16 protein-coding genes are annotated in these 21,216 nt (G+C 71.5%); 6 read left to right on the top strand and 10 right to left on the bottom strand.

Annotation, left to right across the window (positions count from 1 at the left end; genetic code table 11):
• Positions 1-132: 132 nt before the first annotated feature.
• Positions 133-2,268: an ATP-binding protein gene (locus tag ABII15_RS27935; RefSeq protein WP_353945012.1), complete on the bottom strand. Its 2,136-nt coding sequence runs from the start codon at positions 2,266-2,268 to the stop codon at positions 133-135.
• Positions 2,269-2,552: 284 nt separating this feature from the next.
• Here ABII15_RS27935 and gabT point away from each other — a divergent pair, with 284 nt between their 5' ends.
• The 4 genes from gabT (at position 2,553) to ABII15_RS27915 (ending at position 8,590) form a co-directional block, all read left to right on the top strand.
• On the top strand, positions 2,553-3,887 hold the full coding sequence (gene gabT, locus ABII15_RS27930; protein WP_353945011.1) for a 4-aminobutyrate--2-oxoglutarate transaminase: 1,335 nt from the start codon (positions 2,553-2,555) through the stop codon (positions 3,885-3,887).
• 372 nt (positions 3,888-4,259) lie between these two features.
• Positions 4,260-4,790, top strand: a complete 531-nt coding sequence (locus ABII15_RS27925) for a phosphatase PAP2 family protein (protein ID WP_353945010.1) — start codon at positions 4,260-4,262, stop codon at positions 4,788-4,790.
• 16 nt (positions 4,791-4,806) lie between these two features.
• Positions 4,807-7,299, top strand: a complete 2,493-nt coding sequence (locus tag ABII15_RS27920) for an AAA family ATPase (RefSeq protein WP_353945009.1) — start codon at positions 4,807-4,809, stop codon at positions 7,297-7,299.
• Positions 7,300-7,303: 4 nt separating this feature from the next.
• Positions 7,304-8,590, top strand: coding sequence for a hypothetical protein (locus ABII15_RS27915; protein WP_353945008.1), 1,287 nt, complete (start codon positions 7,304-7,306; stop codon positions 8,588-8,590).
• Here the strand turns inward: ABII15_RS27915 and ABII15_RS27910 are convergent.
• From ABII15_RS27910 to ABII15_RS27875, 8 genes are all read right to left on the bottom strand, one after another.
• On the bottom strand, positions 8,587-10,410 hold the full coding sequence (locus tag ABII15_RS27910; RefSeq protein WP_353945007.1) for a glycoside hydrolase family 18 protein: 1,824 nt from the start codon (positions 10,408-10,410) through the stop codon (positions 8,587-8,589). The two genes, ABII15_RS27915 and ABII15_RS27910, sit on opposite strands and share 4 nt — an antisense overlap.
• A gap of 117 nt (positions 10,411-10,527) precedes the next feature.
• Positions 10,528-10,989, bottom strand: a complete 462-nt coding sequence (locus ABII15_RS27905; protein WP_353945006.1) for a hypothetical protein — start codon at positions 10,987-10,989, stop codon at positions 10,528-10,530.
• Positions 10,990-11,248: 259 nt separating this feature from the next.
• On the bottom strand, positions 11,249-12,667 hold the full coding sequence (locus tag ABII15_RS27900; protein WP_353945005.1) for an FAD-binding oxidoreductase: 1,419 nt from the start codon (positions 12,665-12,667) through the stop codon (positions 11,249-11,251).
• Between the two features lie 39 nt (positions 12,668-12,706).
• Positions 12,707-13,504, bottom strand: a complete 798-nt coding sequence (locus ABII15_RS27895; RefSeq protein ID WP_353945004.1) for an ABC transporter permease — start codon at positions 13,502-13,504, stop codon at positions 12,707-12,709.
• The gene (locus ABII15_RS27890; RefSeq protein WP_353945003.1) at positions 13,504-14,433 is read right to left on the bottom strand and encodes an ABC transporter permease; all 930 of its coding nucleotides are present in this window, start codon (positions 14,431-14,433) and stop codon (positions 13,504-13,506) included. Before ABII15_RS27890 ends, ABII15_RS27895 begins: the two co-directional genes overlap by 1 nt.
• Positions 14,430-15,602, bottom strand: a complete 1,173-nt coding sequence (locus ABII15_RS27885; RefSeq protein WP_353945002.1) for an ABC transporter ATP-binding protein — start codon at positions 15,600-15,602, stop codon at positions 14,430-14,432. The genes ABII15_RS27890 and ABII15_RS27885 overlap by 4 nt, the downstream gene beginning before the upstream one ends.
• A gap of 48 nt (positions 15,603-15,650) precedes the next feature.
• A complete protein-coding gene (locus ABII15_RS27880) occupies positions 15,651-16,910 on the bottom strand; it encodes a spermidine/putrescine ABC transporter substrate-binding protein (protein WP_353945001.1) in 1,260 nt (419 codons plus the stop codon).
• A gap of 70 nt (positions 16,911-16,980) precedes the next feature.
• Positions 16,981-18,522 carry a gamma-aminobutyraldehyde dehydrogenase gene (locus ABII15_RS27875; protein WP_353945000.1) on the bottom strand — a complete coding sequence of 514 codons (1,542 nt, stop codon included), beginning with the start codon at positions 18,520-18,522 and terminating at the stop codon, positions 16,981-16,983.
• 218 nt (positions 18,523-18,740) lie between these two features.
• Between ABII15_RS27875 and ABII15_RS27870 the strand changes: the two genes are divergently transcribed.
• Positions 18,741-19,292: an NADAR family protein gene (locus ABII15_RS27870; RefSeq protein WP_353944999.1), complete on the top strand. Its 552-nt coding sequence runs from the start codon at positions 18,741-18,743 to the stop codon at positions 19,290-19,292.
• Positions 19,293-19,305: 13 nt separating this feature from the next.
• Here ABII15_RS27870 and ABII15_RS27865 read toward each other — a convergent pair whose 3' ends face one another.
• Positions 19,306-19,971: a DUF4190 domain-containing protein gene (locus ABII15_RS27865; RefSeq protein ID WP_353944998.1), complete on the bottom strand. Its 666-nt coding sequence runs from the start codon at positions 19,969-19,971 to the stop codon at positions 19,306-19,308.
• Between the two features lie 184 nt (positions 19,972-20,155).
• Here ABII15_RS27865 and ABII15_RS27860 point away from each other — a divergent pair, with 184 nt between their 5' ends.
• Complete coding sequence (locus ABII15_RS27860) at positions 20,156-21,202, top strand: adenosine deaminase (protein ID WP_353944997.1); 1,047 nt, start codon at positions 20,156-20,158, stop codon at positions 21,200-21,202.
• Positions 21,203-21,216 lie beyond the last annotated feature (14 nt).

Genomic DNA, 21,216 nt, shown 5'->3' with positions numbered 1-21,216 from the left:
GCGGGCATCCGGAGTTGTGAAGCTTTTGGACTCTCCGTATGAACGCCCCGTGCCGATTCTGCCTCACCGTACGTACTCCTGGGGCCCCGCCCCGGGCTCCCCCGGGCTCCGGGCCCGCCCGCGGGGCGCCGATCAGCCGCGCAGATCGACCAGGAGCGGTGGCGCGTGCTCACCGCGCACGGTGGTGAGGGAGAGCACGGCGTGGCCGGGCGGGACGGCGTGCGCGAGGTCGGAGGCGGACCAGCGTTCGCGCTCGACCCTGCGGACGGTGACCGCGCGGGCGGTCGGCGCCCGTCCGGTGATCACCCGGCGCACGGCGTGCAGCGCCTTGCCCGCCGGGGTCTCGGCGATGATCTGCCGGTCGGTGACGTCGCGGGTCTCGGTCCACTCCTTGCCCCAGACCTCGGCGAAGTCCTGGCCGTCCCACGGGGTGAGCCCGGACAGCGCCATCCGGCATCCGACGGCGCCGAGCAGCGGGGAGCGCAGTGCGCGCGGTACGTCGTCGAGGGTGCGCAGGGTGAGGATCGCGCCCGCGTTGGCCGAGCGCAGGCGCTGCACGGCGCGCACGGCCTGCGGGGTGACGACCCCGGTGGCGTCGTCGAGGACGAGGCAGGCGAACAGGGAGCGGTCCTCGCGCACCGCCACGTTCGCCGTGAACTGGGCGAGCACGAGCCGGGCCAGGATCCGGGAGGCGTCGGCGTGCCCGCGCTCGGGCAGGTCGATGCGGACCCGGACGGGGTGGTCGAGGGCGCGCAGGGAGAACGGCCGGGTCCGCCCGGAGGTGTCGAAGAACGACGCGAAGGCGGGCCGGTCGAGCAGCGCGATCCGGTCGGCGAGGACGGCGCCCACGTCGCCCGGCTGGCCCAGCTGCCGCTCCCGCGCGTCGAGCTCGCGCAGCATCGCCTCGTGCCCGGCCTCGGTGAGCGCCTTGCGCAGCGCGCCGAGGGCGGTGGGCGCCCCGTCGAGCAGCTGCCGCAGTTCGGGGACGGAGGGGAAGCGGTCGTGCACCGCGTGGTACGGGCCGAGCAGCTGGCCCAGGACGGTGGTGGAGCGGCGGCTGTCGCCGCTCGGGTGCGGGTCGGCGAGGTCGCCGACGAGCGCCTCGGCGAGCACGGCGGCGGCCTCGTCCGGGTCGGTGGAGCCGCCGTACAGGTCGAGGTCGTAGGCCGAGTCGGGCTGGCCGACCTGGACCACGACGTCGTAGGCGTCCGGCGAGCCGAGGCCTGCGCCGGCCGCGCCGACGACGATCACGGCGGCGCGTCCGGCGAGCGCGCCCAGGCACAGCGACTCGGCGAGCGGCCACACGACGGCGCTGGTCTTGCCGGCGCCGGGCGGGCCGACCGCGAGCAGCGAGGTGCCGAGCAGATCGGGGCCGATGCCGAGACCGACACCGCGGTACGCGTACGGGTTGCGCTCGTCGTCGGCCGCCGCGCCGAGCCTGACCTGGGCCGTGCCCAGGTCGTGGCGGGCCGCGCGGGCGGGCAGGTCACGGACGCCCGAGGGGTGCGGGCAGGCCGCGGCGCCGTCCTTGACGACGGCGGCGGAGAACGCCGCGAGGGAGTGCTTGCCGCGTTTCACGCCCTGCCAGGCGCGGGCGATCCGGGCGTGGTCGACGTCGCGCATCAGCCCGGCGCGGGCGTCGGCACCGAGCCGGTCGGCGGCCTCGGCGGCTCCGGCCTCGCGCAGGGTGGGCCACCGGACGGGGTCCTTCTCGGGGGCGACGGGCCGGGCGGCCTGCACCGGCTCCGCGGCCCTGCGCCAGGCCGGGTAGCCGAAGCGGCGCCAGATCTCGCCCCAGCGGCCGAGGCGTCCGACGGCGACCGTGATGCCGACGGCGAAGATCCCGTAGTAGAGGTACACGACGACGACGGACATGAACGAGTGCGGGGTCGCCCAGGACTCCGGGATCATCGCGTACAGCGGGAGGAGCCACCAGCCGCCCAGGTACCCGTTCCACAGCAGCGACCAGACCAGCCAGCCCACCAGGAAGGCGATGACCGCTCCGGTCAGCAGCTGCCGGACCGGTGTCACCGCCGGTGCCGCCTCCGGCCGCGGCCGGTGCCCGAACCGCCACATGCCCGGGGCGGCGCTCGGCCGCGGGGTGCGCAGCCAGGTCAGGAACTCCGACCCGGCGGCCGCCTCGTCGCGCACGCCCGGCGCGTGCGCGGGCCGCGGCGGCGGTGCGACCGGGCGGGCCGGGTGCGGCACGGCGGCACGGCCGTGCTCAGCGGCGGCGCCGCTCGTGCCCTGCGTACCCTCGGTGTCCATGGCCCTTGCCCCCTGCTCAGCGCATCGTTCGGCGAACCGGCCTCAATGTAGTGCCCGTACCTGGGGAGTTCACCGGTTACGCGCCCCGTTACGCGCGCCTTCAACCGTTACCTGCCTCTGTGTGTATATGTCCACGGCGGACAACGCCCCGGGCCAACCCCACCCCGATGGAGCATGACCGGCCCCTTCCTTCGCCCCTAACCTGCGAGGAAAGCCCCCTGTACATCCCGGCGAAACCGGACCAGAGCCCGGTGACACGCCCTCTTCAGAACCAGGAGCCCCGCATGAGCGACATCCCGCAGGAGCGCCGCGTCGTCACCGCCATCCCCGGCCCGAAGTCGCAGGAGCTGCAGGAGCGCCGCCTCGCCGCGGTCGCGGCCGGCGTGGGCTCCACGCTGCCGGTCTTCACCGCCCGCGTGGACCGCGGCATCATCGAGGACGTCGACGGCAACCGCCTGATCGACTTCGGTTCCGGCATCGCCGTCACCTCGGTCGGCGCCTCCGCCGAGGCCGTGGTCCGCCGCGCCTCCGCCCAGCTGCAGGACTTCACCCACACCTGCTTCATGGTCACGCCGTACGAGGGCTACGTGGCCGTCGCCGAGGCGCTCGCGGAGCTGACGCCGGGCGACCACGCCAAGAAGTCGGCCCTGTTCAACTCCGGCGCCGAGGCCGTCGAGAACGCCGTCAAGATCGCCCGCGCCTGGACCAAGCGCCAGGCGGTCGTCGTCTTCGACCACGGCTACCACGGCCGTACGAACCTGACGATGGCGCTGACCAGCAAGAACATGCCGTACAAGCAGGGCTTCGGCCCGTTCGCCCCCGAGGTCTACCGGGTGCCGGTGGCCTACGGCTACCGCTGGCTGACCGGCGAGGAGAACGCGGGCGCCGAGGCCTCCGCCCAGGCGATCGACCAGATCACCAAGCAGATCGGCGCGGAGAACGTCGCCGCGATCATCATCGAGCCGGTGCTCGGCGAGGGCGGCTTCATCGAGCCGGCCAAGGGCTTCCTGCCCGCGATCCGCCAGTTCGCCGCCGACAACGGCATCGTGTTCGTCGCGGACGAGATCCAGTCCGGCTTCTGCCGCACCGGCCAGTGGTTCGCGTGCGAGGACGAGGGCATCGTCCCCGACCTGATCACGACCGCCAAGGGCATCGCGGGCGGCCTGCCGCTCGCCGCCGTGACCGGCAGGGCCGAGATCATGGACGCCGCGCACGCGGGCGGCCTCGGCGGCACCTACGGCGGCAACCCGGTGGCCTGCGCCGGTGCGCTCGGCGCCATCGAGACGATGAAGGAGCTCGACCTCAACGCGAAGGCGAAGGAGATCGAGGCGACCATGAAGGCCCGCCTGACGGCGATGCAGGAGAAGTTCTCCGTCATCGGCGACGTGCGCGGCCGTGGCGCGATGATCGCCATCGAGCTGGTCAAGGACCCGGCGACCAAGGAGCCGGACGCCGCGTCCGCCGCCGCCCTCGCCAAGGCCTGCCACGCCGAGGGCCTGCTCGTCCTCACCTGCGGCACCTACGGCAACGTGCTGCGCTTCCTGCCGCCGCTGGTCATCGGCCAGGACCTGCTCAACGAGGGCCTGGACATCATCGAGAGCGCCCTCGCCGCGCTCTGAGCGGAGCGACGGTCGGAGCATGTGAAGAAGGTGTGGGGGCCCCATGGCAGGTTGTCGAACCGGCTGTCGTGGCCCCCATTCCCTGACGTACGGTTTCCGCAGATGAGAGAAACACCCCGCCCGCAGGGGACTGCGGGCGAACCCGGGTCGGAGCCTCCCCAGCCCCGCCCTGGTCGTGCCCTCGCGCACACACCCGGAGCCTCCGGCTCCGGAACTCCTCACCGATCGGACGGTCGCCCGCCCCAAACCCCCCGGGGCGCGCGGCACGCCGATCAGATCGGGCGCCTCGGAGCTACCCCCCCTGCTCCGGGGCGCCCGGCCACTTTTCTGGCCGCCTTCGCGGCCCTCCTCTTCGCGGTCCTCACCTGGCAGGTGGCGGCGGACGGCCCACTGCTCGCTCCGGACGAACGCCTCGGCGACGCGATCCGCACCAGTGGCATCCCGTCGGGCCCGGCGGAGTTCTTCGCGGACCTCGGCAACATCCAGGTCGCGCTCCCGGTCCTGGCCGCGACCGTCGCGTACGCCACGTACCGCACCCGCCACTGGCTCCCGGCGGCGACCGCCGCACTCACGATGACCCTGACGCTGGCCCTCGTGCTCCCCCTCCAGTCCCTCCTCGCCCGCCCCGGCCCGCCCCCGATGGCCCCGGAGACGGGCTTCTACCCGTCGGGGCACGCGGCGACGGCGGCGGTCGCGTACGGGATCTGCGCCCTGCTGCTCGGCAGACGTGAACTCACCTACGGATGCGTCGTGTTGAACGCGGGCGTCGGGATCGGCCTCGTACGGCAGGGCTACCACTGGCCGGCCGACGTGCTCGGCAGCTGGTGTCTGGCGGTTCTGCTGATCGCCGGGCTGGGGCGGCTCCTGGCACGGTACGGTCGGCAGCCGGGCGGCGACGGTTGACGGAGGCGGGACGCGCATGGCGGACGGGCACGAGCAGGCGACCGGGACTCCGAGGAAGACGGACCGGACGGTCGTGGCCTTCGAGGGCCGGGAGTACGCCCTCACCCCGTCGCCCGGCGAGGTGATCCTGCCGCTGCACGGGCAGTTGATCCACCACGATCCGGGGTGCCGGCACCTGACCGACGCGCACACCCTGCCCCGGGCCGCCGACCCGCAGCGGCTGATCTGGCGGCGACTGATCGACTCGGCACCGACCGGGGACCTCGCGGGACGCGCCGCGTTCGCCCGGGAGCAGGGGCTGCTCAACGGCCAGGGGCGCCCGGTCACCGGCGTGTGCACCTGCGTCCTCGAATCCGTCACCGCCGCGCAGGCCGAGGCGCTGCGGCCGTGGCCGCTCGCCGACGCGCTCGCCGCGTTCGACCGCGCCGCCCACGAGAAGGTCCTGGCCGAGGCCGAGGCACAGGCGGCCGCCGTCCGGGAGGCGTTCCCGCTCGCCGAGTGGCCCGCACTGCCGCTGTCGCGCTACGCGCTCGGGCAGGGCGACAGCGCCACCACCCAGCCGTACTGCTACCTCGTCGAGTTCGGCAGCAACGCGCTCGGCAGCATCGCGGGCGGCTCGGCGATGAAGCACCTCGTCTTCCGCCGCAAGGACGGCAGCTGGTGGCACGACCCCCGCTATCCCGACGTCGAGACGGCGTGGCAGGCGGTGCGGTCCGGGATCGTCGAGGCGGTGGCGGCGGCCCGCGAGGGGCGCCTGTCCGACATCGACTCGATCGACGCGGTCCGCTCGGGCCCCTCACTGATCGCGAAGACCCTGTCGGTGTACGCGCCCGAGTCCACGCTCCCGGTCTACTCGGGCGACCTGGCGCGCCACTTCCTGCAGCGGCTGACCGGGCGGCCCGCGCCGCGTCTCGAACGGTTCGCGCTGCAGGCGAGGCTCAAGCAGGTGATCGACGCCGACGAGCGGTTCGCGGGCTGGCCGCCGCGGCTCGTGGTGCGGTTCCTGTACTGGTGGGCGGACCCTAACCGGACCCGGCAGATCGTCAAGATCGCCGCGGGCCGGGACGGCGAGGTGTGGGAGCAGTGCCGCGCGGGCGGGTACATCGCGGTGGGCTGGGACGAGATCGGTGATCTGCGTGAGTTCGCCGACCGGGACGAGTACACGGCCGCGTTCCGTGAGGCGTTCGGCGCCGAGTACAACAACTTCCAGTCGAAGATCACCGCGAAGGCGAACGAGCTCTGGAAGCTGCTGAGCCTGCGCGCCGGTGACCTCGTCGTCGCCAACACGGGCGCCAGCCAGGTCCTCGCCGTCGGCCGGGTCACCGACGAGGGCTACACCTGGCGCCCCGACCGCACCGGCCACCGGCACACGGTCGCCGTGGAGTGGGACGACAGCTGTGCGGGCCGGCTGGCCCAGCCCGAGGGATCCTGGGCCACGGTGACGGTGAAGGACGTGCCCGCCGCCACCTGGAAGCGGATCAAGGATCTGCGGCGGACGGAGACCCCGGAGGCGGCCGCGCAGCCGAACGAGGTCCCCGCCCCGCCGCTGGATCCGCTGCTGCGGCGCATCGCCGAGGGCCTCGACCGGCGCGGCCAGGTCGTGCTGTTCGGCCCGCCCGGCACCGGAAAGACGTACACGGCGCTGAACTACGCGGTGCGCGGACTCGGCGAGGTCTGCTCGCTGCCCGGCCTCGACCCGTACGCCGAGCCCGGCTCCCCCGGTTACGAGGCCGCGCTCTCCGCGCTGGTGGAGGCGGGCCTGCTGACCGTGGTCACCTTCCATCCCGGTTACGGCTACGAGGACTTCGTCGAGGGGTTCCGGCCGGTACCCGGCGCCGGAGGCACCGGACTCGCGCTCGACCGGGTCGACGGCGTCTTCAAGCGGGTCTGCCAGGCCGCGGCCAAGGACCCGGAGCGCCCGTACCTGATCGTCGTCGACGAGCTGAACCGGGGCGATCTGCCCAAGATCCTGGGCGAGCTGATCACCCTGATCGAGCGGGACAAGCGGGGCCGCACGGTCACCCTGCCGCTGAGCGGCGAGCGCTTCGCCGTCCCGCCGAACGTCCGGCTCGTCGGCACGATGAACACCGCCGACCGCTCCATCCGGATGCTCGACGCCGCCGTCCGCCGCCGCTTCGCGTTCCTCGAACTCCTCCCCGACTCCACGCCGCTGGAGGGCTGTTACGTCGATCGGCTGCACCTCGCCGAGATGCTGGACGCCCTCAACGAACGCATCCGCACCCGCCTCGACCGCGAGAAGCAGATCGGCCACGCCTATTTCCTGCCGGGCGGCACCCCGGTGGACTCGGCGGCCGAACTCTCCGCGATCGTACGGGGCGAGGTGCTGCCGCTGCTCCAGGAGTACGCGTACGACGACTACACGCTGCTCGCGGCGTTCCTCGGCGAGGAGCTGGTGGACCGCGACCACCACACGCTGCGCGAGGTCGAGGACGAGAAGCTGATCGCCGCCCTGTACGAGGAGTTCCAGGTCAAGGACCAGGCGGAGTAGGCCGGTGCGGGTGCTTGTGCTGCGCGAGTACGAGAGCCGGGAGTTCGGCGGGGTCCGGCTCAGCGCCGCGGACCGGCGGGCGGTCGCCGACGAGCGGTTCGCGCGCCGCCTGCGGGTGCGCGAGCTGACCGGCGGCCGGATCGAGGTGAGCGCGGGGCCGCACGTCGGCGTCGTGTCCCTGGACGGCTGCGAGATCCGCGTCGAGCCCAAGTACCTGGGCGCCGGCCTGGACGTGCTGCGGATGGTGCACCACGCAGTCGGCACCGCGCCCGAGGCCCTGGCCGTGCCGCGCACCTTCTCCGACGGGGCGCCGCAGCTGCGGGACCTGGTGGCCCTGATGGTCACCACGCACGCCGAGCGACTGCTCGCGCGCGGGGTGCGTCGTGACTACGTACGCCGCGAGGAACCGCTGCCCGCTGTCCGCGGGCGGCTCCTGCCGGACCGTCAGCTGTTGCGTCACTACGGTCAGTTGGACCGGCTGGCCTGCCGCTACGACGACTTCGACACGGACATCGTGGACAACCGGGTGTGCGCGGCCGCGGCCGATCTCGCGGCCCGCACCACCTCGTCGCTCACGGTCCGGGCGCGCGCCCGCCGGGTGGCGGGCCGCTTCGCGCAGTACGCGCCGACCCGCCCGGCCGACGTGCGCGCGGACCTGGCACGGCTGAGCTACCACCGGCACAACGAGCACTACCGCCCGGCCCACTTCTGGTCGGCGCTGCTGCTGACCGGTGGCGGCCTCGACGACCTCTTCGGCGCCGGGCCACTGGCCGCACGGGCCTTCCTGATCGACATGAACGAGCTGTTCGAGCTGTTCACGACCCGCCTGCTGGCCGAGGCCGCGACGGGCACGGGCCTCACGGTCGAGGGCCAGTCCCGGCACACCCACGTCCTGTGGAACGAGCGGACCGCCCGCCCCTACAGCGAGGTGCGCCCCGACGTCCTGATCCGGGGCGGCACGGACGCGCTCCCCTTCGTGCGCCCGGTGGACGTCAAGTACAAGCTCTACGCGACCCGGAAGATCTCCACGGCCGACCAGTACCAGGCCTTCCTGTACGCGCACGCCCTGGCCCGCGATCCCGGCGACGCCCCGCCCACCTGCGTGCTGCTGCACCCGGGCGGGGCGTCGGGAGACCGTGCGGCCGTGGCCGTGCGGCGCTGGGACGGGAGTACCTCGGCGCGGGTGCGCCCGGTGCCGCTGGACCTGCCCGCGGCACTGGGCGCACTGGAGTCACCGCGGCGGGCGGAGTTCCTGTCGGAGCTGCTCGCCGAGGTGACCCGGCGCGGCTAGCCGCCGAAGTACGCGTCGAAGTTCTTCTGGAACTCCCAGTTGTTGAAGCGGTCCCAGTTGACCGACCACGTCATCAGGCCGCGCAGCGCGGGCCAGGTGCCGTGGGTGGTGTACGAGCCGCAGTTGGTCTTCTTCGTGAGGCAGTCCAGGGCCTTGTTCGTCTCGGCCGGGGCCACGTAACCGTTGCCCGCGTTGGTCGAGGCGGGCATGCCGATGGCGACCTGGTCGGGGCGGAGCGGCGGGAAGACGTTGTTGGCGTCGCCCGCGACCGGGAAGCCCGTCAGGAGCATGTCGGTCATGGCGATGTGGAAGTCGGCGCCGCCCATGGAGTGGTACTGGTTGTCGAGGCCCATGATCGGGCCCGAGTTGTAGTCCTGGACGTGCAGCAGGGTCAGGTCGTCGCGCATCGCGTAGATGACCGGGAGGTAGGCGCCGCAGCGCGGGTCCTGGCCGCCCCACTTGCCGGAGCCGTAGAACTGGTAGCCGTTCTGGACGAAGAAGGTCTCCGGGGCCATCGTCAGGACGAACTTGTCGCCGTACTTGGCCTTGAGGGTCTTCAGCGCCGAGATCAGGTTGACGATGACGGGCGTGGTCGGGTTCTTGAAGTCCGTGTCGCCGGTGTTGAGGGACAGGGAGTGGCCCTCGAAGTCGATGTCGAGGCCGTCGAGCCCGTAGGTGTCGATGATCTTCGAGACGGACGAGACGAAGGTGTCGCGGGCCGCCGTGGTGGTGAGCTGGACCTGGCCGTTCTGGCCGCCGATCGAGATCAGCACCTTCTTGCCGGCCGCCTGCTTGGCCTTGATCGCGGCCTTGAAGTCGGCGTCCGACTCGACGTTCGGGCACTCGGTGACCGGGCAGCGGTTGAAGCGGATGTCGCCCGAGGTCACCGAGGTCGGTTCACCGAAGGCGAGGTCGATGACGTCCCAGCTGTCGGGGACGTCGGCCATGCGGGTGTAGCCGGAGCCGTTGGCGAAGCTCGCGTGGAGGTAGCCGACGAGGGCGTGCGCGGGGAGGCTGCCGGAGCCGCCGCCCGGGTTGCCCGAGCCCTGGGCCGTGGTGGCCGTGACGGCGGTCGACTTCGAGGACTCGCCCGCGTCGTTGAGCGCGGAGACCTGGAGGCTGTACGCGGTGGCGGGCGTGAGGCCGGTCAGGGTCGTCGAAGTGCCGTTCACGGTACGGGACTTGGTGCCGTTGACGTAGACCGCGTAGCTCGTCGCGCCGGAGACGGCGGGCCAGGACAGGGCGAGGGACGTGGCGGTGACGGAGCTTGTCGTGACGCCCGTCGGGGCGGCCGGGACGACGGGGGCCGCGCCGCCGGGGCCGATCAGGCTGATGTCGTCGGCGGTGTAGGCGGGGGTGCCGTACCAGCCGTGCGTGAAGAGCGTGACCTTGGTGGTGGACGGGCCGGTCGTGAACGTCGTCGTCAGCTTCTGCCAGTCGGCGGCCGACTGGGTCCACGTCGAGACGTCCGTGGTGCCGGTGCCGGTGGCACCGAGGTAGACGTAACTGCCGCGGACGTAACCGGAGAGCGCGTACGTGGAGCCCGGCTTCACCGTCACGGTCTGCGTGCACTGGGCGTTGTCGCCCGCGGTCGGGGTGCCCTGGAGGGCCGAAGTGCCGCTGTGCGTAGGCGAGCTGACGGTCTTTCCGGTGCCGGCCGAGCACGTCCAGCCGTCCAGGCCGGACTCGAAGCCGCCGTTGCGGGCCAGCTCGGTGTCGGCGGCGTGGGCGGGGGCGGTCAGCGCGGTGAGGCCGGCGGCGGCGAGCGCCGCCGCCGTCACGGCGGTGAGGAATCTGCGGGGTGGTCCGGTACGGGCCATGACTGCCTCCGGGCGTGGCGGGGGAAGGGGCACGGTGGAGCGGAGTGCGCCCAACTTGGTCCAGACCAATTGAGTTGTCAAGAGTTCGCGGGCCTCCGAGATCATCTTGGGTCCGGACTACTCCCCCGATTCCCGCGCCAGTTGGGCCGCCGCCTCGTGCATCGCGAGTTCGAGCAGCGCCGGATCGGTGAGCGTGCCCCGGCCGTCCGGCGGCACCAGCCAGCGCACGCCGCCGGTGGCGCGGCCCGGGTAGGGGACCACGATCCAGGTGCCGTGGCCCGCGCCGCGCACCCCCGTGCCGAGCCAGCGCGCGACCGTGCCCGCCGGGACGAAGAACCCCATCCGGGCGTCGCCGAAGTCGGCGAGGACCGGGCCGGGGCGGTCGATGACCCGGGTGAGGACATCGAGCGTGGGGTAGCCGAGCTCCCCCGGCAGGATCAGGACGTCCCACTCCTTGCCCGCGGGCAGCAGGGCCACCCCGAGCGGATTGCGCTCCCACTCCCAGCGGCACGCCTCCGGGTCCGGCGCCACCGACACCAGCCACTCGACCGCCGACTTAGCCGCGCCTGAGCCCGTCATGGCGGAACCTCCCTCTCGCTTCGACTTCATGGGTCACGAGCGAGAGGGAGGCGAGGGCCCGAGCATTACGCGACTTCGGGCTACTTGTTGGTAGTGAACCGGATCACACCGGCGACCTGGGCGTACGCCGGTTGATCGGGACCGGCGTGATCGCCTGGCATCCCGGTGCAGGGCGGCCGCTGAGGTCGCGCGCAGCGCATGCCTCAGGGGCGCGGTGAACTGCGCGAGAAGCCTCACCGGCCGCCTGCCGGTCGGCGACTCAGCTGTCGAAGCCGAGCCCCACGGCGTCCATCGTCTTGAGCCACAGGTTGCGGCGGCCGCCGTTGTCGTCGGCGCGGGCCAGCGACCACTTGGTGAGCGCGATGCCGGTGTACGCGAACGGCTCGGGCGGGAACGGCAGCGGCTTGGAGCGGACCATCTCCAGCTCCGTGCGCTCGGTGCGCTCCCCCGACAGCAGGTCGAGCATCACGTCCGCGCCGAAGCGCGTCGCACCGACGCCGAGCCCGGTGTACCCGGCCGCGTACGCCACCTTGCCCGCGTGCGCGGTGCCGAAGAACGCCGAGAAGCGCGAGCAGGTGTCGATCGCGCCGCCCCACGCGTGCGTGAAGCGCAGGCCCTCCAGCTGCGGGAAGCAGGTGAAGAAGTGGCCGGCGAGCTTCGCGTACGTCTCGGGGCGGTGGTCGTACTCGGCGCGGACCCGGCCCCCGTACGGATAGATCGCGTCGTAGCCGCCCCACAGGATCCGGTTGTCGGCGGACAGCCGGAAGTAGTGGAACTGGTTGGCCGAGTCGCCGAGTCCCTGGCGGTTCTTCCAGCCGATCTCCGCCAGCTGAGTTTCCGTCAGCGGCTCGGTCATCAGCGCGTAGTCGTAGACCGGGACGGTGTACGAGCGCACCCGCTTGACCAGCGAAGGGAAGACGTTCGTGCCGAGCGCGGCCCGGCGGGCGAAGACCCGGCCGTAGGGGGTGCGGACCGCGACGCCCGTGCCGTTCGAGGCGAGCTGGGTGGCCGGGGTGTTCTCGTAGACGCGTACGCCGAGGTCGAGGCAGGCCTGCTTGAGGCCCCAGGCGAGCTTCGCCGGGTGGAGCATGGCGACGCCGGCGCGGTCGAAGAGGGCGCCCTGGAAGGTCGGCGAGTTCACCTGCTCGCGGGTCTGCTCCGCGTCGAGGAGTTCCAGGCCGTCGGTGAGGCCGGCCTCGGCCAGTTCCTCGTAGTACTCGCGCAGTTCGGTGACCTGGTGCGGCTGGGTGGCCACGTCGAGTTCGCCGGTGCGCTCGAAGTCGCAGTCGATGGAGTAGCGGGCGACCGCCGCCTCGATGGCGTCGAGGTTGGCGGCGCCCAGCTCCTCCAGCTTCTTGATCTCCTTGGGCCAGCGGGTCAGCCCGTTGGCCGTGCCGTGCGTGAGGGAGGCGGCGCAGAAGCCGCCGTTGCGCCCGGAGGCGGCCCAGCCGATCTCCCGGCCCTCGACGAGGACCACGTCCCGGCCCGGGTCGCGCTCCTTGGCGAGCAGGGCCGTCCACAGGCCGCTGTAGCCGCCGCCCACGACCAGCAGGTCGCAGTGCTCGTCGCCGGTGAGGGCGGGGCGGGCCTCGGGGCGGCCCGGGTCGTCGAGCCAATAGGCGACCGGCTTGGCGTCGGCCAGTGATTGGGTCCAGCGATTCATGGCACCAGCGGCCATGATTCCAACTCCCTCAGAAATTTCTTGAGGCCCTGTGGTTCAGGAGCTCTTGTTCTTTCGCCTGCCGACCATCATTCCGGCAAGCACACACAGTACGGCGACCAGGAACATGGCCGTACCGATGACATTGATCTGAACGGGCGTACCGCGTTGCGCCGATCCCCATACGAACATGGGGAAGGTCACGGTCGAGCCCGCGTTGAAATTCGTGATGATGAAGTCGTCGAAGGAGAGCGCGAAGGCGAGCAGGGCGCCCGCCGCGATCCCGGGAGCGGCGATGGGCAGCGTCACGCGGAGGAACGTCTGCACGGGACCGGCGTAGAGGTCCTGCGCGGCCTGTTCGAGGCGGGGGTCCATCGACATGACCCGGGCCTTCACGGCCGTCACCACGAAGCTGAGGCAGAACATGATGTGGGCGATCAGGATCGTCCAGAAGCCCAGCTGAGCGCCCATGTTGAGGAAGAGCGTGAGCAGCGAGGCGGCCATCACGACCTCGGGCATCGCCATCGGCAGGAAGATCAGCGAGTTCACCGCGCCGCGCGCCCGGAAGCGGTAGCGCACCAGGGCGAAGGCGATCATCGTGCCGAGCGCGGTCGCGCCGAGCGTGGCCCAGAAGGCGATCTGGAGGCTCAGCGAGAGCGAGCCGCACATGTCGGCGACCCCGCACGGATTCTTCCAGGCGTCGACCGAGAATTCCTGCCACTCGTAATTGAAGCGGCCCTTCGGCTTGTTGAAGGAGAAGACCGTGACGACGACGTTCGGCAGGAGGAGATAGGCGAGCGTGAGCAGGCCCGCGAGCACCACCAGATTGCGGCGTATCCAGCGCACGAAGGGCATCAGACCAGGTCCTCCGTTCCGGAACGGCGAATGTAGAAGGTGACCATGAAGAGAATGGCCGCCATGAGGATGAAGGAGAGCGCCGCCGCCGTCGGATAGTCGAGGATGCGCAGGAACTGCGTCTGGATGACGTTGCCGACCATGCGGGTGTCGGTGGAGCCGAGCAGGTCCGCGTTGACGTAGTCACCGGTCGCCGGGATGAAGGTGAGCAGCGTGCCGGAGACGACGCCCGGCATCGACAGCGGGAAGGTCACCTTGCGGAACGTGGTGATCGGCGACGCGTACAGGTCGCCCGCCGCCTCGTGCAGCCGGCCGTCGATCCGCTCCAGCGAGGTGTAGAGCGGCAGGACCATGAACGGCAGGAAGTTGTAGGTGAGTCCGCAGACCACCGCGAGCGGGGTGGCGAGGACCCGGTCGCCGTCGGTCATGCCGAGCCAGGTGGTGACGTCGAGCAGATGCAGCGAGTTGAGCGTGCTGACGACGACGCCGTTGTCCGCGAGGATCGTCTTCCAGGCCAGCGTGCGGATCAGGAAGCTGGTGAAGAACGGCGCGATGACCAGCACCATGATGACGTTGCGCCAACGGCCCGCGCGGAACGCGATCAGGTAGGCCAGCGGATAGCCGAGCAGCAGGCACAGGATCGTGGCGAGGCCCGCGTACAGCACGGACCGCAGGAACTGCGGCCAGTACTCGGACAGCGCGTCCCAGTACGTGGCGAAGTGCCAGGTGACGGTGTACCCGTCCTCGAGGGACCCCTGCTGTACGGAGGTGGAGGCCTGGTAGATCATCGGCAGCGCGAAGAAGACGATCAGCCAGAGCATGCCGGGCAGCAGCAGCCAGTACGGGACGAGACGGCCGCGCCGCTTCGGCTTGCGCGGGGCCGGTGCCTCGGACGGCGTCCCGGGCGCCTCGGTGAGAGTGGTGCTCATGCCGCCGCGTCCTCCGAGACCTTCTCCACGCCCGCCTCGGCGTCCTGGGCCGCGTCCAGACCGAACGTGTGCGCGGGGTTCCAGTGCAGGACGACCTCGGCGCCGGGCACGAGCCGGGCGTCCCGTTCGATGTTCTGGGCGTAGACCTCGAAGGCGTCGCAGAGCGGGCTGTCGACGACGTACTGCGTGGAGACGCCGATGAACGACGAGTCGGCGATCCGGCCGGTGATGCGGTTGCGGCCGTCGGGGATCTGAGAGGCGTCGTCGGCGTGGGTGAGGGAGATCTTCTCGGGGCGCACGCCGAGCAGGACCTTGTCGCCGGTGGCGGTGGAGGCGGTGGAACATCGGGCGCCGGGCAGCACCAGCTTGCCGTCGCCGGCCCGCAGGGTGAGGTCGTCGCCGGCCCGGCCCGCGATCTCGGCCTCGATGAAGTTCGAGGTGCCGAGGAAGTTCGCGACGAAGGTGGAGCCCGGGTTCTCGTAGAGGTCGGTGGGGGCGCCGAGCTGTTCGACGCGGCCCTGGTTCATCACGGCGACGGTGTCGGCCATGGTCATGGCCTCCTCCTGGTCGTGCGTGACGTGGATGAAGGTGATGCCGACCTCGGTCTGGATGCGCTTGAGCTCCAGCTGCATCTGGCGGCGCAGCTTGAGGTCGAGGGCGCCGAGCGGCTCGTCGAGCAGCAGCACCTTGGGGTGGTTGATGAGGGCGCGGGCGACCGCGACGCGCTGCTGCTGGCCGCCGGAGAGCTGGTGCGGCTTCTTGCGCTTGTGCTCGCCGAGCTGCACCAGGTCGAGCATGTCGTCGACCTGCTTCTGCACCGACTTGATGCCGCGGCGGCGCAGGCCGAAGGCGACGTTCTCGTAGATGTCGAGGTGCGGGAAGAGCGCGTACGACTGGAAGACGGTGTTCACGGGCCGCTTGTAGGGCGGCAGGCCGGTGACGTCCTGGTCGCCGAGCATCACGGTGCCGGTGGTCGGCTCCTCCAGGCCCGCGATCATGCGCAGCGTGGTGGTCTTGCCGCAGCCGGAGGCGCCGAGGAGCGCGAAGAAGGAGCCCTGCGGGACGGTGAGGTCGAGCGGCCGGACGGCCGTGAAGCCGTTGTCGTACGTCTTGCTGATGCCGGTGAGACGTACGTCGCCGCCGTGGTCGCTCTGAGGATGCGTCGTCATGGTGAGTCCAAGGAGTCCGGGGGAAGGGGGTGGGCAGCGGGCACCGGGTCAGCCGCCGGTGAGCTGGGCGAACTTCTGCTCGTACGACGTCTCTTCCTTGGCGCTGAGCGACCGGAAGCCGTGCGCCTTGGCCGACATGGCCTTGTCGGGGACGATCAGCGGGTCGCTGGCCGCGTCCTTGTCCAGCTTGGCCAGCTCCGCCTTGACGACAGTGCTCTCCAGCGGGGTGACGTAGTTGATCGCGTTGGCGAGTTCGGCGCCGACGGCCGGCTCGTAGAAGTAGTCCATGAGCTTCTCGGCGTTCGTCTTGTGACGCGCCTTGTTGGGGATCAGCATGTTGTCGGTCGACGTGATGTAGCCGGCGTCCGGTATCGCGAACCGCACGTCGGGGTTGTCGGCCTGGAGCTGGACGACGTCACCGGCCCAGGCCAGGCACGCGGCGAGGTCGCCCTGGTTGAGGTCGGCGATGTAGTCGTTGCCGGTGAAGCGGCGGACCTGCTTGTTGTCGACGGCCTTCTGGACGCGGGCGATCGCCGCGTCGAAGTCGTCGGTCCTAAAGTCGCGCGGGTCCTTGCCCATGTCCAGGAGCGTCATGCCGAGGGTGTCGCGCATCTCGGAGAGCAGGCCGACCTTGCCCTTGAGCTTGGGGTCGTCGAGGAGCTGCGAGACGGAGGTGATCTCCTTGCCGCCGGTGGCCTTCACGTTGTACGCGATGACCGTGGCGATGCCCTGCCAGGGGTAGGAGTAGGCGCGCCCGGGGTCCCAGTCGGGGTCGCGGAACTGGCCGGCCAGGTTGGTGAACGCGTGCGGCAGGTTCGCCGCGTCGAGCTTCTGCACCCAGCCGTAGCGGATGAGGCGGGCGGCGAGCCAGTCGGTGAGGACGATGATGTCGCGTCCGGTGTCCTGGCCCGCCGCGAGCTGCGGCTTGATCTTGCCGAAGAACTCGACGTTGTCGTTGATGTCCTCGGTGTACTTGACCTTGATGCCGGTGCGCCGGGCGAACGCGTCCAGGCTCGGGTGGTGCTTCTTGTCCTTGCTGAGGTCGATGTACTCGGTCCAGTTGGAGAAGTTGACCGTCTTCTCCTTGGCCGAGTGGTCCTCGGACGAGACACCGCCCGAGGACTTGCTCGCCGCGGGGATGCCGCAGGCACTGAGCGCGCCGAGCCCGCCGACGGCGAACGCGCCGCCCGCCGAGGCACGCAGCAGGGAGCGGCGCGACAGTGTCGCCGAGGCCCTGCCGTTGTGGAAACTGCGCCTCATCGCGGCCAGCAGGGCCGGGGACGGGCGGTCGGGCTCGTACTGCTCCATGCGCGTGGTTGCCCTTTCGGGAGTCCCTTACGGGAAGGTGGAGTCGGCCGGGAGTCAGGCGGCCAGGTGGCTATCGGTCCCCGAAGACGGTGCGGTGCCAGTCCTTGCGGACGACCGCGGTGTTGTCGAACATGACGTGCTTGACCTGCGTGTACTCCTCGAAGGAGTAGGCGGACATGTCCTTGCCGAAGCCGGATGCCTTGTAGCCGCCGTGGGGCATCTCGCTGAGGATCGGGATGTGGTCGTTGACCCAGACGCAGCCGGCCTTGATCTCGCGGGTGGCGCGGTTGGCGCGGAAGACGTTGGTCGACCAGGCGGAGGCGGCGAGCCCGTACGGGGTGTCGTTGGCCAGCGCGATGCCCTCGTCGTCGCTGTCGAAGGGCAGCACGACCAGGACCGGGCCGAAGATCTCCGACTGGACGATCTCGCTGTCCTGCGGGGCGTCGGCGATGAGGGTGGGCTTGTAGTAGGCGCCGGGGTGGTCGGGGGCCTCGCCGCCGGTCACCACGCGCGCGTAGGCGCGTGCCCGGTCGACGAATCCGGCGACGCGGTCGCGGTGGACGTGCGAGATGAGCGGGCCGAGGTCGGTGTCCTCGGCGAAGGGGTCGCCGAGCCGGACGGTCTCCATCAGGGCGGCGGTCTTCTCGACGAACGCGTCGTAGAGCGGACGCTGCACGTACGCGCGCGTGGCGGCGGTGCAGTCCTGCCCGGTGTTGATGAGCGCGCCGGCGACGGCGCCGTGCACGGCCGCGTCGAGGTCGGCGTCGTCGAAGACGAGGAACGGGGCCTTGCCGCCCAGCTCCAGGTGGAGCCGCTTGACGGTCGCGGTGGCGATCTCGGCGACGCGCTTGCCGACGCCGGTCGAGCCGGTGAAGGAGGTCATGGCGACGTCGGGGTGGCCGACGAGGTGCTCGCCCGCGTCGCGGCCCGCGCCGGTGACCACGTTGACGACGCCCTCGGGCAGCCCGGCGGCGACGGCTGCCTCGGCGAACAGCAGCGAGGTGAAGGGGGTCAGCTCGGCGGGCTTGAGCACGATGGTGTTGCCCGCGGCGATGGCCGGCAGGACCTTCCACGCGGCCATCTGGAGCGGGTAGTTCCAGGGCGCGATGGAACCGACGACACCGATCGGCTCACGCCGTACGTACGAGGTGTGGTCGCCGCTGTACTCCCCGGCGGACTGCCCTTGCAGGTGACGGGCGGCGCCCGCGAAGAACGCGGTGTTGTCGACGGTGCCCGGCACGTCGAACTCGCGGCTCAGCTTGATCGGCTTGCCGCACTGCAGCGACTCGAACCGGGCGAACTCCTCGGCCCACTCGTCGAGCACGGCGGCGAACCTGTGCATCGCGTCGGAGCGCTCGCCCGGGGTCAGGCCCGACCAGCCGGGGAAGGCCGCGCGGGCGGCGGCGACGGCGGCGTCCACGTCGTCCGTGCCCGCCAGCTCGTACGTGTAGACCTCCGCGCCGGTGGCCGGGTCGACGACCGCGTGGGTGCGGCCGGAGGTTCCCTTGGTGAGGCGGCCCGCGATGTGGTTCGCGCCGTCGGCGAACCGTTCTTGTACGGAGGCGGTGACGGACGTGGCCGAGAGGGGGTTGGCCGAGGTGGGGTTGTGCATGAGTGCTCGCTCTCGCTCTCCTCCGCCGGCGGTCCCGTTCCACGGGTGCCGGCGTGGCTCCAGCTCGATTTGAGTGCCGATCCTGACAGAGCCCTACTACTCCAACAAGTGATTCCGTTGTTGCCTTTTGGTTACGCGACGGAATCTGTCGACCAGGTGTCGAGTCAGCCTGGAAAACCCAGGACGGAGTGTCAGTGGTGCGTGCCAAACTCCCGTGTATGGAGATCGACAGCAGGGAATCCCTGGTGGCGGCCCTGGGGGCGGGGACACGTGTGAAGTACCTCCCCTTCTGGGGGCACGCCCCTCGGGCGGACGGGGAGCTGGGGCCGAGCTGCCTCAGTCAGTGGTGGCCGTCGCCGTTCACGGTGGACGGCGTGGAGTACGCGACGGCCGAGCACTGGATGATGGCCGCGAAGGCCCGGCTGTTCGGCGACGCCGAGGCGGAGCGGCGCGCGCTGGAGGCCGGGCATCCGTCGCAGGCCAAGAAGGCGGGGCGGCTCGTGCGCGGGTTCGACGACGCGGTGTGGCAGCGGGAGCGGTTCGGCATCGTCACCGAGGGCAGCGTGCACAAGTTCGCCTCGGACCCGGCGCTGCGGGCGTTCCTGGTGGGCACCGGCGAGCGGGTCCTGGTCGAGGCCAGCCCCGTGGACCGGATATGGGGCATCGGGCTCGCGGCGGACGACCCCGCGGCGCAGGCCCCGGAGAGATGGCGGGGCCCGAATCTGCTGGGCTTCGCGCTGATGGCGGCGCGGGAGCGGTTGCGGGGCTGACCTCGCCGGTCACCTAGAAGGTGGCGACGACCAGCACGATGAAGCCGACGGCAAGGGCCACTCCGGCCGCGCCGCAGATGATGCCGGTGAGCGCCTGGCCCGGGTTGGTGGCCTCGCCGCGTTTGGCCTTTCCGCGGCCCATGGCTCCGAAGATGATGCCGAGGACTCCGCAGATGATGGCGATGGGCCACATCAGGAACAGCACGTCCGAGATGATGCCGAGGACCATCCCGGCGACCCCGAGCCCGTTGCTGGGCTGCGCCTGCACGGCGCCGGGCCAGTACGCGTAATTCTGGGCGCCGCCGTACGGGGCGGGGTGCTGCGGTGCCGGGTAGCCGTGCTGGGGGCCGGGGTAGCCGTACTGCGGCCCCGGGTAGCCGTACTGCGGGCCGGCCTGCTGGGCGCCGTAGACCTGCTGGCCGGGGCCGTCGGGCGAGATCGGGGGCGGGGGCACCGGGCCGTGGCCGTGCGGGGGTGCCTGCGGGCCCGGCGCGGGCGGCGGCGGGGGTGTCTGCGGGGGTGCGGCCTGCGGTCCGGGGGCGAGCGGCATCGACGTCACCGTCTGCCGGTCGTGCAGGTCGGGTGTCGTGTCGGGCATCGTGTCCGAGGCCTTCGCGAGGGGCACGGCCTGCGGCGGGGCCCAGGGGTCGTGCTCCTGTGGTGTGCTGCCGCCGCTCATGTACGGGCCCCCTCCGCGTCCGTGATCTGCTGCGCGTACCCGCACATGCTAGGGCGTGGGCCCGCCCCGGAGTCCGGCAGGTCCCGTGCTCGTTTCCGGACGCCGGGCCGGAGCCGGCGGGCCGGGCGCATACGATGCCCAGGACCCCGATCAGCCGATCACCCAAGTTCCTGGGGAGGAATCCGTGAGCTCCGAGAGCACGAACCTGCAGACCTTCGTCGCCGGACTGCCGAAGGCAGAACTCCACGTCCACCACGTGGGGTCGGCATCTCCCAGGATCGTGTCGGAGCTGGCCGCCCGGCACCCCGACTCGAAGGTCCCGGCGGACCTCGAGCAGCTCACGGAGTTCTTCACCTTCAAGGACTTCGCCCACTTCATCCAGGTCTATCTGTCGGTCGTCGACCTGATCCGCACGCCGGAGGACGTCCGGCTGCTCACGTTCGAGGTGGCCCGCGACATGGCCCGGCAGAACGTGCGGTACGCGGAGCTGACCCTCACCCCGTTCTCGTCGACCCGGCGCGGCATCGACGCCCGCGCGTTCATGGACGCGATCGAGGACGCCCGCAAGGCGGCCGAGGCGGAGTTCGGCACGGTGCTGCGCTGGTGCTTCGACATCCCGGGCGAGGCGGGCCTGGAATCGGCGGAGGAGACGGTGCGGCTGGCCACGGACGACCGGCTGCGCCCGGAGGGCCTGGTCTCGTTCGGGCTCGGCGGCCCCGAGATCGGCGTCCCGCGCCCGCAGTTCAAGCCGTACTTCGACCGGGCGATCGCGGCCGGTCTGCGCTCGGTGCCGCACTCCGGCGAGACGACCGGCCCGGAGTCGGTCTGGGACGCCCTGACCGAACTGCGCGCCGAGCGCATCGGCCACGGGACCTCCGCGGCGCAGGACCCGAAGCTGCTCGCGCACCTCGCCGAGCACGGTATCCCGCTGGAGGTCTGCCCGACCTCGAACATCGCGACGCGCGCCGTGCGCACCCTCGACGAGCACCCGCTGAAGCAGTTCGTCGACGCGGGCGTGACCGTCACCATCAACTCGGACGACCCGCCGATGTTCGCCACGGACCTCAACCACGAGTACGAGGTCGCCGCCCGCCTCCTCGACCTCGACGAGCGGGGCGTCGCCGACCTCGCCAAGAACGCGGTGCACGCCTCGTTCCTCGACGCGGCGGGCAAGGCCCGGATCGCCGACGAGATCGACGCGTACACGCGCGACTGGCTCGCGCGCGCGTAGGGCGGCGCTCCGGG

The organism is Streptomyces sp. HUAS MG91 (assembly GCF_040529335.1).
In the GTDB taxonomy this organism is placed as follows: domain Bacteria; phylum Actinomycetota; class Actinomycetes; order Streptomycetales; family Streptomycetaceae; genus Streptomyces; species Streptomyces tabacisoli.
Note: the sequence above shows the minus strand (reverse complement) of the source record. Positions and strands in the feature narration are given on the sequence as shown.

Bases quoted from the DNA above. Each gene is read 5' to 3' on its own strand.
- ABII15_RS27875 (WP_353945000.1), bottom strand. From the start codon at position 18,522: ATGCACAACCCCACCTCGGCCAACCCCCTCTCGGCCACGTCCGTCACC.
- ABII15_RS27910 (WP_353945007.1), bottom strand. From the start codon at position 10,410: ATGGCCCGTACCGGACCACCCCGCAGATTCCTCACCGCCGTGACGGCG.
- ABII15_RS27870 (WP_353944999.1), top strand. From the start codon at position 18,741: ATGGAGATCGACAGCAGGGAATCCCTGGTGGCGGCCCTGGGGGCGGGG.
- ABII15_RS27905 (WP_353945006.1), bottom strand. From the start codon at position 10,989: ATGACGGGCTCAGGCGCGGCTAAGTCGGCGGTCGAGTGGCTGGTGTCG.
- ABII15_RS27920 (WP_353945009.1), top strand. From the start codon at position 4,807: ATGGCGGACGGGCACGAGCAGGCGACCGGGACTCCGAGGAAGACGGAC.
- ABII15_RS27935 (WP_353945012.1), bottom strand. From the start codon at position 2,268: ATGGACACCGAGGGTACGCAGGGCACGAGCGGCGCCGCCGCTGAGCAC.
- ABII15_RS27890 (WP_353945003.1), bottom strand. From the start codon at position 14,433: ATGAGCACCACTCTCACCGAGGCGCCCGGGACGCCGTCCGAGGCACCG.
- gabT (WP_353945011.1), top strand. From the start codon at position 2,553: ATGAGCGACATCCCGCAGGAGCGCCGCGTCGTCACCGCCATCCCCGGC.
- ABII15_RS27865 (WP_353944998.1), bottom strand. From the start codon at position 19,971: ATGAGCGGCGGCAGCACACCACAGGAGCACGACCCCTGGGCCCCGCCG.
- ABII15_RS27885 (WP_353945002.1), bottom strand. From the start codon at position 15,602: ATGACGACGCATCCTCAGAGCGACCACGGCGGCGACGTACGTCTCACC.
- ABII15_RS27900 (WP_353945005.1), bottom strand. From the start codon at position 12,667: ATGGCCGCTGGTGCCATGAATCGCTGGACCCAATCACTGGCCGACGCC.
- ABII15_RS27895 (WP_353945004.1), bottom strand. From the start codon at position 13,504: ATGCCCTTCGTGCGCTGGATACGCCGCAATCTGGTGGTGCTCGCGGGC.
- ABII15_RS27880 (WP_353945001.1), bottom strand. From the start codon at position 16,910: ATGGAGCAGTACGAGCCCGACCGCCCGTCCCCGGCCCTGCTGGCCGCG.